The organism is Haloarcula montana (assembly GCF_035666295.1).
Lineage (GTDB): Archaea > Halobacteriota > Halobacteria > Halobacteriales > Haloarculaceae > Haloarcula > Haloarcula montana.
In genome coordinates this window covers 1813152-1827014 of record NZ_CP142027.1, presented here as the reverse complement: position 1 = coordinate 1827014, position 13863 = coordinate 1813152, and the positions used below count along the sequence as shown (strand labels likewise).

At 65.6% G+C, this 13863-nt stretch carries 17 protein-coding genes; 9 read left to right on the top strand and 8 right to left on the bottom strand.

Annotated elements, in window-relative coordinates:
- Positions 1-16: 16 nt before the first annotated feature.
- A complete protein-coding gene (locus tag VJ109_RS09550; RefSeq protein WP_324756297.1) occupies positions 17-1681 on the bottom strand; it encodes a histidine kinase N-terminal 7TM domain-containing protein in 1665 nt (554 codons plus the stop codon).
- Positions 1682-1800: 119 nt separating this feature from the next.
- Between VJ109_RS09550 and VJ109_RS09545 the strand changes: the two genes are divergently transcribed.
- Positions 1801-2148 carry a hypothetical protein gene (locus tag VJ109_RS09545; protein WP_276178067.1) on the top strand — a complete coding sequence of 116 codons (348 nt, stop codon included), beginning with the start codon at positions 1801-1803 and terminating at the stop codon, positions 2146-2148.
- A 287-nt stretch (positions 2149-2435) separates the two neighbouring features.
- On the opposite strand, the gene hisH is transcribed toward VJ109_RS09545, so the two are convergent.
- A complete protein-coding gene (hisH, locus tag VJ109_RS09540; protein WP_324756295.1) occupies positions 2436-3140 on the bottom strand; it encodes an imidazole glycerol phosphate synthase subunit HisH in 705 nt (234 codons plus the stop codon).
- A 317-nt stretch (positions 3141-3457) separates the two neighbouring features.
- Here hisH and phnD point away from each other — a divergent pair, with 317 nt between their 5' ends.
- From phnD to VJ109_RS09525, 3 genes are read left to right on the top strand one after another with little or no spacing between them, the layout of a single operon-like run.
- Complete coding sequence (gene phnD, locus VJ109_RS09535; protein WP_324756294.1) at positions 3458-4543, top strand: phosphate/phosphite/phosphonate ABC transporter substrate-binding protein; 1086 nt, start codon at positions 3458-3460, stop codon at positions 4541-4543.
- A 39-nt stretch (positions 4544-4582) separates the two neighbouring features.
- Positions 4583-5389: a phosphonate ABC transporter ATP-binding protein gene (locus VJ109_RS09530; protein WP_324756293.1), complete on the top strand. Its 807-nt coding sequence runs from the start codon at positions 4583-4585 to the stop codon at positions 5387-5389.
- Positions 5386-6378, top strand: coding sequence for a PhnE/PtxC family ABC transporter permease (locus VJ109_RS09525; protein WP_324756292.1), 993 nt, complete (start codon positions 5386-5388; stop codon positions 6376-6378). The genes VJ109_RS09530 and VJ109_RS09525 overlap by 4 nt, the downstream gene beginning before the upstream one ends.
- On the opposite strand, the gene VJ109_RS09520 is transcribed toward VJ109_RS09525, so the two are convergent.
- From VJ109_RS09520 to VJ109_RS09505, 4 genes are all read right to left on the bottom strand, one after another.
- Complete coding sequence (locus VJ109_RS09520; protein WP_324756291.1) at positions 6375-6962, bottom strand: uracil-DNA glycosylase; 588 nt, start codon at positions 6960-6962, stop codon at positions 6375-6377. The genes VJ109_RS09525 and VJ109_RS09520 overlap by 4 nt on opposite strands.
- 49 nt (positions 6963-7011) lie before the next feature.
- On the bottom strand, positions 7012-7563 hold the full coding sequence (locus tag VJ109_RS09515; RefSeq protein ID WP_324756290.1) for an endonuclease dU: 552 nt from the start codon (positions 7561-7563) through the stop codon (positions 7012-7014).
- Entirely contained in the window at positions 7560-7748 is a 189-nt protein-coding gene (locus VJ109_RS09510) for a DUF5786 family protein (RefSeq protein ID WP_324756289.1), read from the bottom strand. The genes VJ109_RS09515 and VJ109_RS09510 overlap by 4 nt, the downstream gene beginning before the upstream one ends.
- A 146-nt stretch (positions 7749-7894) precedes the next feature.
- On the bottom strand, positions 7895-8614 hold the full coding sequence (locus tag VJ109_RS09505; RefSeq protein WP_324756288.1) for a ThuA domain-containing protein: 720 nt from the start codon (positions 8612-8614) through the stop codon (positions 7895-7897).
- An 80-nt stretch (positions 8615-8694) separates the two neighbouring features.
- On the opposite strand from VJ109_RS09505, the gene VJ109_RS09500 reads away from it, so the two are divergent.
- Entirely contained in the window at positions 8695-9306 is a 612-nt protein-coding gene (locus VJ109_RS09500) for an MBL fold metallo-hydrolase (RefSeq protein ID WP_324756287.1), read from the top strand.
- A gap of 42 nt (positions 9307-9348) precedes the next feature.
- Here the strand turns inward: VJ109_RS09500 and VJ109_RS09495 are convergent, their stop codons facing one another.
- Positions 9349-9498, bottom strand: a complete 150-nt coding sequence (locus tag VJ109_RS09495; protein WP_276178089.1) for a 50S ribosomal protein L40e — start codon at positions 9496-9498, stop codon at positions 9349-9351.
- Between the two features lie 76 nt (positions 9499-9574).
- Here VJ109_RS09495 and VJ109_RS09490 point away from each other — a divergent pair, with 76 nt between their 5' ends.
- Positions 9575-10009, top strand: a complete 435-nt coding sequence (locus VJ109_RS09490) for an acyl-CoA thioesterase (protein ID WP_324756286.1) — start codon at positions 9575-9577, stop codon at positions 10007-10009.
- 19 nt (positions 10010-10028) lie between these two features.
- Here the strand turns inward: VJ109_RS09490 and VJ109_RS09485 are convergent, their stop codons facing one another.
- Positions 10029-10490: a deoxyuridine 5'-triphosphate nucleotidohydrolase gene (locus VJ109_RS09485; RefSeq protein ID WP_324756285.1), complete on the bottom strand. Its 462-nt coding sequence runs from the start codon at positions 10488-10490 to the stop codon at positions 10029-10031.
- A gap of 134 nt (positions 10491-10624) precedes the next feature.
- On the opposite strand from VJ109_RS09485, the gene VJ109_RS09480 reads away from it, so the two are divergent.
- The 3 genes from VJ109_RS09480 to VJ109_RS09470 all read left to right on the top strand — a co-directional run bounded on the left by VJ109_RS09480 (position 10625) and on the right by VJ109_RS09470 (position 13854).
- Positions 10625-12598 carry an aconitate hydratase gene (locus tag VJ109_RS09480; RefSeq protein WP_324756284.1) on the top strand — a complete coding sequence of 658 codons (1974 nt, stop codon included), beginning with the start codon at positions 10625-10627 and terminating at the stop codon, positions 12596-12598.
- A 301-nt stretch (positions 12599-12899) separates the two neighbouring features.
- The gene (locus tag VJ109_RS09475; RefSeq protein WP_324756283.1) at positions 12900-13394 is read left to right on the top strand and encodes a GNAT family N-acetyltransferase; all 495 of its coding nucleotides are present in this window, start codon (positions 12900-12902) and stop codon (positions 13392-13394) included.
- Between the two features lie 43 nt (positions 13395-13437).
- Positions 13438-13854, top strand: a complete 417-nt coding sequence (locus tag VJ109_RS09470; RefSeq protein ID WP_324756282.1) for a DUF5810 domain-containing protein — start codon at positions 13438-13440, stop codon at positions 13852-13854.
- The last annotated feature ends 9 nt before the right edge of the window (positions 13855-13863 follow it).

The window sequence follows — 13863 nt, the reverse complement described above, 5'->3', positions numbered from 1 at the left end:
CGATTCGACACACGGGTCAGTCCGCCCGGTCGGTCGGGAACCGGACAGTGACGCTCGTCCCCGACTCGACGCTGAAGCGCAGGTCGGCCCCCAGCGTTGTCGCGACCCACCGGATCAGCCACAGGCCGATCCCGCTCCCGTGGTTCAGGTCCGTCTCCTGGCCGCTGTCGAGGACCGCCAGTTCGTGGTCCGGGATACCCGGGCCGCCGTCGACGACGGTCAGCACCACGGCACCGTCGTCGACCGTCGCCGATACCGTCACGTCGGAGCCGTCGGTGTGCTCGACGGCGTTCTCGACGAGGTTCTCGACGAGTACCTCCAGCAACACCGGCTGTGTCGACAGTTCGAGTCCGTCGGGGACCGACACCGTCACGCGCTCGCCGGCTTCCGGCCCCAGAGAGTCGACGACACCGGCCAGAAACGAGGCTACGTCGACCGTCTCGAACGCGTCCCCGCTGGTCGAGACCTCCGACAGCGTTCGGGCCTTCTCCCCGGAGTCGACGAGCCGGCCGACCGCCGCCTCGATCGTCTCGGCGTGGGTCGCTTCCTCGCCGTCCAGCGTCTCCGCCAGCAACTCCGCACGGCCCCTGATGACCACGCTCTCGTTACGGACGTTGTGCCGGAGAAACCGGTTGAGGACCTCCAGCCGTCGCTCGCGACGGATCTCGTCGGTGATGTCCTGGAACAGGACAGTGTAGCCAAGGTGGGTTCCGGCCTCGTCCCGGAGTTCGGTCTGCTGTGTCTTGAACTCCTGGCGTTGCCTGTCGGTCTCGACGCTGAGCCGTTCGCCCTCGCCGTCGACGGAGATCGTCTCACTGCCCAGGAGGTCGGCGAGTGGCCGCGTCAGCACCGACTCCGTATCGACGCCGAACGTCGCCTCCGCCGCCGGGTTGAGCGTGACGATACGGCCCTCGACATCGACGATGGCGACCGGCGTCCCGATGTCGTCGATCGCCGCCCGTTCGCCGATCCGGCGCGTCGCCGGGTGGAACTCGAACATCCCCCCGCCGACGAACGCGTAGGCGTCCAGGACGATGTGGGGTAAAAACAGGACTGGCGTCAGGTTCACGGGCGGCCCCAGCCCCAGCGCCCACAGCAACGCACCGAGCCCCGGAGGCAGCGGGCTCAGTCCGACGGCGATCGCTTCCCGTCGGTACAGCGGGCCGTAGCTGATCACCGTATCGAACAGCAGGACCGTCCCGATGCTGACGAACAGCATCACACCGAGGATCGAGACGTATCCCAGCGGCAAGAACGTATACGCCGCACCGAGGACGCCCCACACGCGGACCGGCTCGTACCCGCCCCACAGCAGCGGCGTCTGTGTGCTCGCGATCGCCAACAACGAAATCGCCAGGGGAACGACAGCACTCGCCCGGTACCACCAACTCTCTACGATCCCGGTCCGACCGGTGTATCCCAGCGCGAACGACAGGAAGAAGAAGCCGATCCAGCCCGCGGCCATCCACGAGAGCACTTCGACCGCCACGCGAAACGGCGGCGACACCGCGACGATCCCGACGGCATATCCCACCGACCAGACGGTGATGGTCGCGATGGTCGCGACGAACCACCGCGCACCCGGTTGCTCCCAGTGTGGCCGTAAGCGCGCGAGCAGATAGAGCGAGCCGACCCCCGAGGCGAGCGCACCGACGGCTGGCCAGGGGACGTCGGTGACCATGCTCCGTTCCAGGACCTACTCCCTGTTGACCTTTCCGGGGACCGTCGACAGTGACTTTAGCGGCGGTGGCACCGACAGGCAGACGACGCTGTTTAGTCGCACCTCTCCGTAGCCGGGGTGTGACTGCGGTCGACGACTGGGTGACACGGCTGGAAGCCGACGGGGAGTTGACTCCGGAGGGAGTGTCACGTATCGTCGCCGCCCACGGCGACCGCGGCACACAGGCCATCGAAGCCGTCGGCGAGGGGCGGGTGAAACAGTACCGGGACTTCGTCGTGGTCGTCGGCCACAAAGACGAGTACATCGTCGAGGACGACGGCTGTACGTGTGCTGACGCCGAATACAACCTCGATCCCGACGATCCCGAGGAGCTCTGCTGGCACGCGCTCGCGGTTCGCATCGCCGAGGCCATCGACGCCGTCGACGACCACGACATGTGGTACTCCGACGTTCGCGATTTCCTATAGACCACTTTTTACTGCGGGGGGTCGCCGATGGCGACCCCCGCTTGCAAAAACATGGGGAAAAACGGCCGAACGCTCGGCGTAGCCTCGCGTTCGGTGAACCGGCGGCTTCGCCGCCGGATGCTCCTAGCACAGCCCTGCCCGTCCCCGGGTTCTCGCGGTTACACCGCGAGGTTCGGGAGACCACCGGTCTCCCGGCACGCTCGGCCGCGACTGTCGTCGTGGCACTCGCTCCCGGCCACCGCGACAGCAGAACAACAACCGCGACAACAGAAAGCGACAGCGACCGCCTACCGCTCGACGCAGTAGTCGACGAAGTTCCGCAGGATCTGCAGGCCCGTCTCGCCGGACTTCTCGGGGTGAAACTGGGTCCCGAAGACGTTGCCGGCCTCGTTAGCGACGATCGAAGCGAAATCCGTCCCGTAGTCCGTCGTGGCGACCACCGCGTCCTCGTCGTCGGGCACGGCGTAGTAGGAGTGGACGAAGTAGGCGTACTCCCCGTCGACGGAACCGCCGGCGGCAGTTCCGTCTGCTCGTGGGCTCTCCGATCCCACGCTGTCGACTCCCTCGACCAGCGGGTGGTCCCGCTGTACGTCCAGTTGGTTCCAGCCCATGTGGGGGACCGTCTGGTCGCGGCTGAACCGGACGTTCTCCCCGGGGATCAGGTCCAGGCCCTCGGCGTCGCCCTCGCCGGCGTGGTCGGCTTCCTCGCTCGTCGTCAGTAGCATCTGCATCCCGAGACAGATACCGAAGAGCGGTTTGCCCGCCTCGGCCTGTTCGACCAGTGCGTCCCGGAACGGGCCGGCGTTGTCCATCCCCTCGGAGAACGCGCCCACACCCGGGAGGACGATGCCGTCCGCGGCGCCGAACGACGCGGGGTCTTCGGTGAGTGTCACCTCGGCGCCCGCGCGTTCGAGCCCGCGGGTGACACTCCGGAGGTTCCCCAGTCCGTAGTCGACGACCACCACCTCCGCGGCGGTCTGTCTGACACTCATACGTCCCGGTAGGCGGACCCCCGGTAAGTGCGTTCCTGTTGCCGCAGCGTTACCGGTCGGCGACAGTCGCCTCTCCCGGTCCGCGCGGATCACCACATGGGCCGTTCCCGATGTCGTCTCGACAGGAAAGTGCCCACAACTGTGTGAAAACTATCCACCAGTTGTGCAGAGTTTTGAATGTCCGTACACGTAAATCAGAAGTAAGAGTATGTATAGTACATTCTGGAACTGTTAGCTATATATATTCTGTATCGGATGGTGTCGGCTATATAACGGACATATGAACGCTTTATTGGTTCAGAATTGTAGCGCCGGATATGCGAAAGCGGAGAAACTTCCTGAAAGGCATCGGAGCACTCGGGGCGGCCGGCGTCATCGCCGGTTGTTCCGGCGACAACGCTGGCGACGGCGGGTCCGGCAGTGACGGAGGATCGTCCGACGAGTCCACCTCTGACGGTTCGTCCTCCGACGGTGAGAGCACGGACACCGAAACGGCGACGGACACGCCGTCGGGTCCCGAAGTCACGTTCGGCGGGAACGAGGAACTCAACTTCAACCTCTCGCCGAGCGTCCCACAGGAGGACCTCTACGTCCAGTACGCGCCGCTTCGGGACCACCTCGAAGAGTACATCACGAACAACTTCGACGTTCCGCCGGCGCTGGACGCCCAGATGAACGTCGGGAGCAACTACAGCGCCGTCATCCAGGCGCTGGGGCAGGGAACGGCGAACCTCGCCGAGACGGGGCCGTTCGCGGCTGCTGTCGGCTATCAGACCGACAACACCGACATCATCCTCCAGCGCTACGGCTACGGCGGCTGGACCTACAAGAGCATCATCGCCACTCGCAACGACAGCGACATCAGCGAGGTCGCCGACCTCGAAGGACGGAGCGTCGCCTTCAGCGACCCCCTCTCGACCAGTGGCTTCCTCTACCCGACGGCTGCGCTCCAAGACGCCGGCATCGACGTCGGGAACCTCCCGGAGGGCAACGGCTCACAGGCCAGTTTCGACCCGACCTTCGCCGGCGGTCACGTCCAGTCCTACACCCTGCTGGAGCAGGGCCAGGTCGACGCCGCGGCGATGGGCGGGTTCGTCCGTGACACCAAGACTGGCCCGGCACCCGACGCGTGGCAGGATGTCGCGACGACGCTCCACGAGGACGAGGGGCTTCCACGTGCGCCGATTGTCGTCAGTAGCGCGCTCGACGACGACGCACAGAACGCCATCCAGGAGGCCTTCCTCGAAGCGTCCGCCACCGTCTTCGACGGGGCCGACGGCGAGGACGGGACCGACGACGACCTGTGGTTCAGCAAGGTCCGGGAAGCGGATGTCGAGACCTACCAAGGCGTCATCGATGTCGCGGAGTCCCTCGGCGTCGGCTCGGACTTCTTCAGCGGCTAACCATCACGGTTTATCACTCCCGCATCTCACACCACAACCATGCCCGCAGTTACCTTCGACGACGTAACGAAGATCTACGGCGAGGACACGGTCGCCCTCAGGGACATCGATATCGAAATCGAGGAGGGTGAGTTCGTCATCCTGCTCGGACCGTCCGGCGCGGGGAAGTCGACGTTCCTGCGCGTCCTGAACGGACTCACACAGCCCACAGAGGGGGAGGTCACCATCCAGGGCCAGTCGGCCACGAGCGCCCGCGAGGACGTCGGGATGGTGTTCCAGGAACACTACCTCATCGAGAGCATGAGCGCCTTCCAGAACGCGTTGACCGGCGCACTCTCGCGGAACGGGCTCCTCCGGAGTTTCCTCACCTGGCACAGCGAGGCGGACAAAGAGACGGCTCTGGAAGCACTCGATACCGTCGGCCTGCTCCACGAGTCCGGCCAGCGGGCCGGTTCGATGAGCGGGGGCCAGAAACAGCGCGTCGGCATCGCCCGCGCATTGGTCCAACAGCCCAACCTCCTGCTCGCCGACGAACCGGTCGCCAGCCTCGACCCGAAGGCCGCCCGGGACGTGATGAGCTACATGAAACAGGCCGCGAGCGAACGTGATCTGACGGCCGTCACGAGCCTCCACCAGGTCAACATCGCCCGCGAGTTCGGCGATACGTTCCTCGGGGTCCGGGACGGCGAAGTCGTCTTCCAGGGGACCCGCGAGGACCTGACGATGGACGTCGTCGACGAGATCTACTACGGTGAGGACGCCTCGGGCGAACTCGCCGACGAGTCCGACGATCCGACCGGGACCAGCGCCCCGCGGTCGGCCGTCGAGGGAGGTGGGTCGGCGTGAGCACCGGCCCGATCTCGGCACAGCTCAACTCCCTCCAGCGGTCCCGGCGGATCAAGCAGGTCTCGACGCTCCTGCTCATCGTCGGTATCCTCGCGGTGACGTACTTCGGGCTGGGGTTCGTCCAGTTCGACCTCGGAGAGATCTCCAGCGGCGTCCCCGGATTCATCGAGTTCATCGCCGCCTTCTTCCCGCCGAACTTCGAGGCGCTGACGCTGTTTACGAAGAACAACGGCATCACCGGACTGGAGGCGATCGGCGCGAGCCTCGGGAACCCGGGAAGCATCGTCGAGAGCCTCGCCTCGCCCCGGCTGACCCTGGTGAAAGCCAGCGTCGTGACGCTCCTGCTTGGCTTCCTCGGAACGGTTCTTGGCTTCCTGCCCGCACTCGTCTTCGGTGTGCTGGGCAGCGAGCAGGTGACGCCGTTCCCGTTCAACTTCATCTTCCGCGGGACGATGAGTGCAATCCGCGCGATCCCTGCGATCGTCTGGATCTTCCTGTTTATCCCGTTTGGCCCGCCGAGTCAGGCGACCGCGGTGCTGGCGATCGCCACCGACACCGTCGGGAACCTCGGCCGACTGTTCACCGACGAACTCGAAGAGGTCGAGGAAGGCCCCATCGAGGCGATCCAGTCGACCGGCGCCTCCCGGACCCAGACGGTCGGGTTCGGGATGTTGAGCCAGGTGTCCCGCTCCTTTATCGCCTGGACGCTGTACATCTTAGAGATCAACACCCGCATCGCCATCTCGCTGGGCGTCGTCGGCGCCGGCGGCCTGGGGCTGTACATCCGGAACCAACAGGACCTGCTTCAGTTCCAGAACACCGCCGCGGGCATCGTCATGGTCTTCATCGTCGTCCTCTCGATCGAACTGCTCTCCTCGCGGATTCGCGCCCGCCTGCGGCCGGGTGAACACGAGAGCAAGGGATTCATCGAGGGACTGCGAGACCTGCTGAACGCCGAGAAGTGGGTCGGCCGGACCGAGAAGAACTAGAAGTCACCCAACCGCTTCTGTCCGCTCTCGCCGTCGGAGAACTCCGCGGCCGTCTCCAGTGCCGACGCGAACGTCGCTTTCTGATTCGGGTCGTACAGCGTCGCTGCCGGGTGGACGCTCACCAGTACGCGCCGGGGCGTTCCCTCGATCGGAACGTCGAACAGTTCGCCGGCCTCGCCGGTAACCGCGACGTCACGCTCTAGGAGGTGCTCGGCGGGCACCTTCCCGAGCGTAACGACGACCTCGGGATCGACGGCGTCGATCTCGTGTTCGAGGTACGGCCGACAGTGCTCCCGCTCCTCGACGTGGGGATCGCGGTTCTCGGGCGGACGACAGCGGACGCAGTTGGTGATGCGTACGTCCCCCCGATCGAGTCCGACATCACGCAGCGTCTCGTCTAACACGTCGCCGCTGCGGCCGACGAACGGTTCACCCTGCTCGTCCTCGTTGGCCCCCGGGGCCTCGCCGACGAACAGGAGGTCGGCGTCCGCCGGGCCGACGCCGTTGACGATCCGCGACCGGGAGTCACACAGCTCCGGACAGCGCTCGCAGGCGACGACGTCGAGTCCGTCCATCCGTTCCATACCGGTCGTTCGAACCCGGTGGTATCAAGGGCGGCGGTCTCGGCGTCGCTCACTCGGCATCGACCAGCCCACGGGCGGCGAGCCGTGCGACCCGGAGCGGTTCCGGTCGCCCGCCCTCGGGGGTGAACGCCCGCACCACGTCGGTGGCCTCCTGGTCGGCGAGGCCGACATTCCGGACGTACACCGTCCCGTCGTCGACGGTAACCGGCCGGCGATCGGGTTGGGCGCGGTAGGTCGACAGGCGATGCTGGACCGTCTCGGGGTCGTCGAACGCCTCGCGGATCGCGCTCTCCAGTCCGGGAGAGTCCTCGAAGGTCACCGAGACGGTCGGCAACCCGGTTCGGTCGTGGAGCTGCCGGAGGTCGAGGACGTTGAACCACGCCGGCGCGATTCCAGCTATCAGGAGATATCGAACGTCCGCACGCCCCAGTCGCTCGACCATCTCACAGACGGTAGCGGTCGCGTCGCTCCCGCCGACGGTACACGTATCGAAAACGAACCCGTCCACCACCCGGCTGGCGCGGACGACGGCACCAGCGAGGTGGCTGGTCGACTCCCGGTACGACTCAGCGACGCCGAGGGCGCGAACCCCCGGTTTCACGTGTTGTTCTCGGTCTCTTTGATATCCTTCAGCCGATCGAGTAATTCGTCGTTCGACGCCGTGAACTCGTACTCGACATCACCCTTGTGGGTGTTGTCCTCCGTGTCGAGTCCATCGTCGTCGTCGAAGTCTGTGTCGTACTCCTGGTTGTCTTGTTCTGATTCGTCGTAGCTCCCGAACCCCATGGTACGTGTATTCCTACGTTGTTCCCCCCAATAAATCACCCGGCGCTCTCAGTCAGCGACCACGCCAGCACACGAGTGGGCGTGTCTACCCCATGTTTTCGACCATCGTCGAAGGACACGTCGTCGCCGTCTATCGGTTTGTGGGCTCAGAGTGATTCCCGTGGGTCGACGTTCCGGTTGCCCGCGTGGGCGTCGGCGCCCTCGGTCGGTGCGGCCCACTCGACGGCGTTTCCGAGGACGCGCTGGACATCGTCGCGGTGGTAGATCGGGTAGGTCTCGTGACCCGGCCGGAAGTAGAAGATACTGCCCCGCCCTCGCCGGTAGCAACAGCCGCTTCGGAACACCTCACCGCCCTCGAACCAGGAGGTGAAGACCAACCGATCGGGTTCGGGGACGCCGAAGGGTTCGCCGTACATCTCCGCCTCCTCGAAGACCAGCGAGTCGGCCAGTCCGTCGGTGATCGGGTGACCCGGGTCGACGACCCAGCAGCGTTCCCGCTCGCCGGCCTCCCGCCAGGTCAGGTCACAGGGAGTCCCCAGCAGCCGTTTGAACGGCTTCGAGGCGTGTGCCGAGTGGAGCACGAGCAGGCCCATCCCGTTCTGGACGCGTTCGGCGACCCGCTCGACGATCCCGTCGTCGACCTCGTCGTGAGCGGCGTGGCCCCACCAGGTCAGTACCTCGGTCTCGTCGAGGACGGCCTCGGCGAGCCCGTGCTCGGGTTCCTGGAGTGTCGCGGTCCGCGTCTCGTGACCTCGCTCGGCCAGCGCGTCGGCGATCGTCGTGTGGATGCCCTCGGGGTAGATCTCGGCGACCTCCTCGTCTTCCCGTTCGTGGACGTACTCGTTCCAGACAGTGACGGATACCATGGTTGGTCTGGACCGGGCGAGCGCCTAAAGATGACGCACCGACCGCGACACTCAAACGCCTCCCGGCCCACGACTCCCGCATGGAGGTCCACACCGTCACCGCCGACGCCGAGACGTTCACGTGTAACGCCTACCTCGCCACCGGCGACCGGACGACGCTCGTCGACGCCGGCGCCTACGAGGGCGTCGTCGACGCGATCCGGGAACACACCGACACGCTCGACGCCGTCGTCCTGACCCACCAGCACGGCGACCACGTCGAGCAACTCGACGCCGTACTGGACGCCTTCGACGCCGAGGTGTACGCCTACGCCGATCACGCCCAGCGGGACCACGCCATCGAGGACGGTGACACGGTTCTGATCGGCGACGAGGACTGCGAGGTCGTCTACACCCCGGGCCACGCCGAGGATCACGTCTCGCTGGTCTCCGAGGCCTCGCTGTTCTCGGGGGACGTGGTCGTCCACGACGACGGCGCCTTCGAGGGCGGGTCGTTCGGCCGGACCGACTACCCCGGCCAGTCCCGCGAGCGACTCATCGAGAGCATCCGCGAGTTGCTCGATCGCATGCCCGACGGCGTCGAGCACATGTACTCGGGCCACGGGAGCGTCTTCCACGGCGATGTCCGGGAGATCGTCGAGCGGGCGCTGGAACGGGCCGAACGGCGCGAGCCGAAATACCCCGACGAGTGAGCGCAGCCGCTCACCGGGAGAGAGACGGAGAAAACGACTCGGTTATGCGGACCGCGGTTCCTTGGCCTTCGGGCGGAGTTTGCCGTAGCCACACTTCCGGCACTGCTGTGCTCGCTGGGGGTTCCGGGCGTTACAGCGCATGCAGATCTGCTTGTTGAGGAGTCGCTCTGACGCTTCTTCGAAACTAGCCATGCGCGTCCGTTGCCGGTGGGGCCGTTTAAGCTTTGAGTTTCCGACCCGTTTTCAGGCCGCCCCGTCAAGCAGGGGTATGCCGACCATCGAGGAGACACACATCGTCAACCGCGAGCGGGTCCAGCCAGGCGACGCGAACAACTACGACAGCGCCCACGGGGGGATCGTGATGAAGTGGATGGACGAGTTCGGCGCGATGTCGGCGATGCGGGCCGCCCGACAATCCTGTGTCACCGCACAGATGTCCCGCGTGGACTTCGAGCGACCGATCCCCATCGGTGACAACGCCCGCATCGAGTCCTACGCGTACGCGACCGGCCGGACGAGCGTCCGGGTCCACATCGAGGTCTCTCGGGAGAACCCCCACACCGGGGAGACCGAACAGACCACCAGCGCCTACGCCACCTTCGTCGCGATCGAGGACGGGAAACCGACCGAGGTTCCCGAACTGACTGCCGAGAGCGAGGCCTGCAGGGAACTGCGCGACCGGGCGCTCGAAGACGAACCATAGTCCCAGTGGCGCCGTCGATTCAGAGATTCTCGCGCTGGTAGCTCCCCTCGTAGGTCCCCTCGTGGGCCGCCTCCGCGAGGACGAGTTGGGCGATGCGAGCGCCCTGTTCCAGTTCGATCTGGTGGTGGACCTCCAGCAGTCCCTCACCTTTGCCCTCGTAGCCGGCGTCCCAGACAGCCGTATCCAGCATGCAGGAGTTCCGCAGCAGCGACGACCGGGGATAGAGAAAGCCGACGTGGTCCTCCGGGATGACCACCCGATCGCCGTACTGGACGACGTAGCCGCCGGGCTCCAGATGATAGACACCGTCGTCGGCGTCGAGTTCCCGGCGTTCTCCGACGGTCTTGTCCTCCCGACCGATGCGCCCGGATTCGACCTGCTTGTAGACGGTCCCGAGCGTGAGGTCGACGCCGTTGGGCTGGATCTGTTCGGGACGGAGGTCGTCTAGTTCCTCGGCGACGAAACGGCCGCTCTTGAACATGATGGCCGCTGCTATCGCCAGGGCGAAAGACCTGCCGTTCCCGGTCGCATCGCCCCACGCCGGAGTTCCGATAGATGAAAAATAGGGCAGGATACGCGGGATTTATACGCGCGCGCCATCGATACTGAGACGTTATGGGACAGACGCTAACGGAAAAGATTCTCGACGAACATCTCGTCGAAGGGGAGCTGACACCCGGCGAGGAGATCGGCATCGAGATCGACCAGGTGCTGACACAGGATACGACAGGGACGCTGGTCTGGCTTCAGTTCGAAGCGCTGGGCCTCGAAGAGGTCCAGACCGAGCTCGCAGCCCAGTACTGTGACCACCAGACCTACCAGTTCGACTTCAAGAACACGGACGACCACCGGTTCCTCCGGTCGGCCGCCGGGACCTTCGGCGCACACTTCTCGCGTCCGGGCAACGGCATCTGTCACAACGTCCACAAGGAGAACTTCGCCGAACCCGGCAAGACGATGCTGGGCTCGGACTCCCACACGCCGACCCCCGGTGGCCTGGGTGAACTCGCTATCGGTTCGGGTGGCCTCGACGTCGCCGTCGCCATGGGTGGCGGTGCCTACTACATCGAGATGCCCGAGGTCGTTAACGTTCGGCTCGAAGGCGAACTGCCCGACTGGGCCACCGCCAAGGACGTCATCCTCGAGCTGCTCCGTCGCCTCTCCGTGAAAGGCGGCGTCGGTAAGGTCCTAGAGTACACCGGCCCCGGTGTCGAGACCCTCTCCGTGCCCGAGCGGACCACCATTACCAACATGGGGACCGAACTCGGTGCGACCTCCTCGATCTTCCCGACCGACGAGAACACCGAGGATTACCTCGAACGCCTCGGTCGCGAGGACGTCTACGAGGAACTCCAGCCCGACGACGACGCCGAGTACGCCGACGAGATCGTGGTCGACCTCTCGGAGCTGGAACCGCTCATCGCCGAGCCGTCGATGCCCGACAACGTCGTCCCCGTCCGCGAGGTCGAGGGCGTCGACGTCGAGCAGGTCATGATCGGCTCCTGTACGAACGGCGCCTACGAGGACATCCTCCCCGGCGCGAAGATGCTGGAAGGGCGCAACATCGACAAGAAGACCGAGATGATCGTCGCCCCCGGTTCGAAGCAGGCGTCCGAGATGCTGGCCCGCGAGGGCTGGACCGCGGAGATGATGGCCGCCGGCGTCAACTTCTCCGAGGCGACGTGTGGTGCCTGTATCGGCATCGGCCACGTGCCCGCCAGCGACTCTGTCTCGCTGCGAACCTTCAACCGCAACTTCGAGGGCCGTTCGGGGATCGAGGACGACAACGTCTACCTCTGCTCGCCGGAGGTCGCCACCGCGGCGGCCATCAAAGGCGAAATCGTCGACCCGCGCGACCTCGCCGACGAGCTCGGTGATATGGAGGCCCCCGGTCTGGAGATGCCCGATTCGTATATCGGCAACTCCGAATCGGACCTCATCGCGCCCGACGAGGCCGTCGACGACGAGCTCATCAAGGGACCAAACATCGGCGACGTGCCGCTGAAAGACCCCCTGGAGGCCGATGTCGGCGGTGAAGCCCTCCTCAAGATGGAGGACAACATCACCACCGACCACATCATCCCGGCCACCCAGGACATCCTGATGTACCGGTCGAACGTGCCGAAGCTCTCGGAATTCACGCTCTCGCGTGTCGACGAGACCTTCGCACAGCGTGCGCTGGACGCCGACGGCGGCGTCCTCGTCGCCGGCGAGAACTACGGACAAGGCTCCTCACGCGAACACGCGGCGCTGTGTCCGATGTATCTCGGTATCGAGACCGTCCTCGCACAGAGCTTCGCCCGCATCCACAAGGCGAACCTCTTCAACTTCGGGATCGTCCCGCTGGAGATCGACGAGGAGACCTACGAGAAGATCGAGCAGGGCGACGACATCGAGATCGTCGACGACACCGCCGAGGCCGTCCGCTCCGGCGACGAGGAGTTCACCATCCGGGTCAACGACGACTGGGAAGCGACCGGCCACCTCGACGCCTCCGAGCGCGAGCGCGAGATCCTCGCCGCAGGTGGGAAGCTCTCGCACACGAAACAGCAACACGAGAGCGGCGGCGCCGCACCTGCCGACGACTGAGGCTCCCTTCGCTTTCGACTATTTTTTCTGACGCGACGGTACCCAGCGATCGCTGTGTCGTCAGTCCGTGAACGGTAGCGAAGTCGCTCGTCAACAGGCAACACCGGATAGAGCACCCGCTGAAAGGGTCGGTGGAAAGTGGAAAGAGGGGGTGGGTGGTGGGGGGTGGTGGCACCCAAAATGGGTGCACCCAAACCTAGACTACTGACGGATATGAACCTTGTGGCCGCCGCCGCTCGTTGTGAGAGCGACACACGACTCGGCGACAACGCCTATGTACTCGCCAGCCGTACGTCAGGCCGTGACGACGGTGTCCCCCGACGGGTCGGCCGAATCGGACCCACCCACTGTTCGCCCGGCCGAGCGTGCGGACCTTCTGGAGATCCACCGCATCGAGCAGACGGTGTTTCCCCAACCCTGGCCGTTCTCCGCGCTGGAGAGCTATCTGGGTGAAGACGGGTTCTTAGTCGCCGAAACCGACGATCCCACGACGGCACCGACCGTCGCGGGCTACGTCGTCGCCGACACCGTCCCGAACCACGGGACGCCGCTTGGCCACGTCAAGGACCTGGCGGTCCGGCCCGACAACCGTCGGGAGGGGATCGCCACCGCGTTGCTCTCCCGGGCGCTCGGGGTTCTGGCGGGCACGGGCGCTCGCTCGGTCAAGCTAGAAGTCAGAGCCGACAACGAGGAGGCAAGACGGCTCTATCGGGGATTCGACTTCGAACACCGGAAGACGATCCCGAACTACTACAGCAACGGGGCCGACGCGTACGTGCTGGTCCGAACGCTGTGACGAACCCGGCAGTTGATACGTCTCGGTGGCGTTGCCTCGGCTGATGGGGTATACCTGTCCAGTCTGTACGGACCCACAGGCCGACGATCGCCACCTCGCGAACCACATCGCGTTTACCGCGATCACCGGCGATACCGCCCACGAGGAGTGGCTCGACGACCACGTCCCCGACTGGGGGTCGATGGGCGAGTCCGAGCTAGCGGACCTCGTCGTCGAGTACGCCGACGAGACTGAGTACCCACAGGTGTTCGAGGACACCACCGACCAGGGTCACGACCACCACCACGATCAGGACTTCCCTCAGGGCAGCGCCGGCCAGCGCGGGTCGCGCTCGCTCAGCGAGGGCGACCGCGAGGTCCTCGCCGAGGCCCGGGACCTCACCCGGCAGATGCGTGCGGAAGACGGCGAGTCCGAGACCGCCTCCGAGACGGACGGGGCGTCCGGAGACGAAACCGAGTAGTCCCGTCGT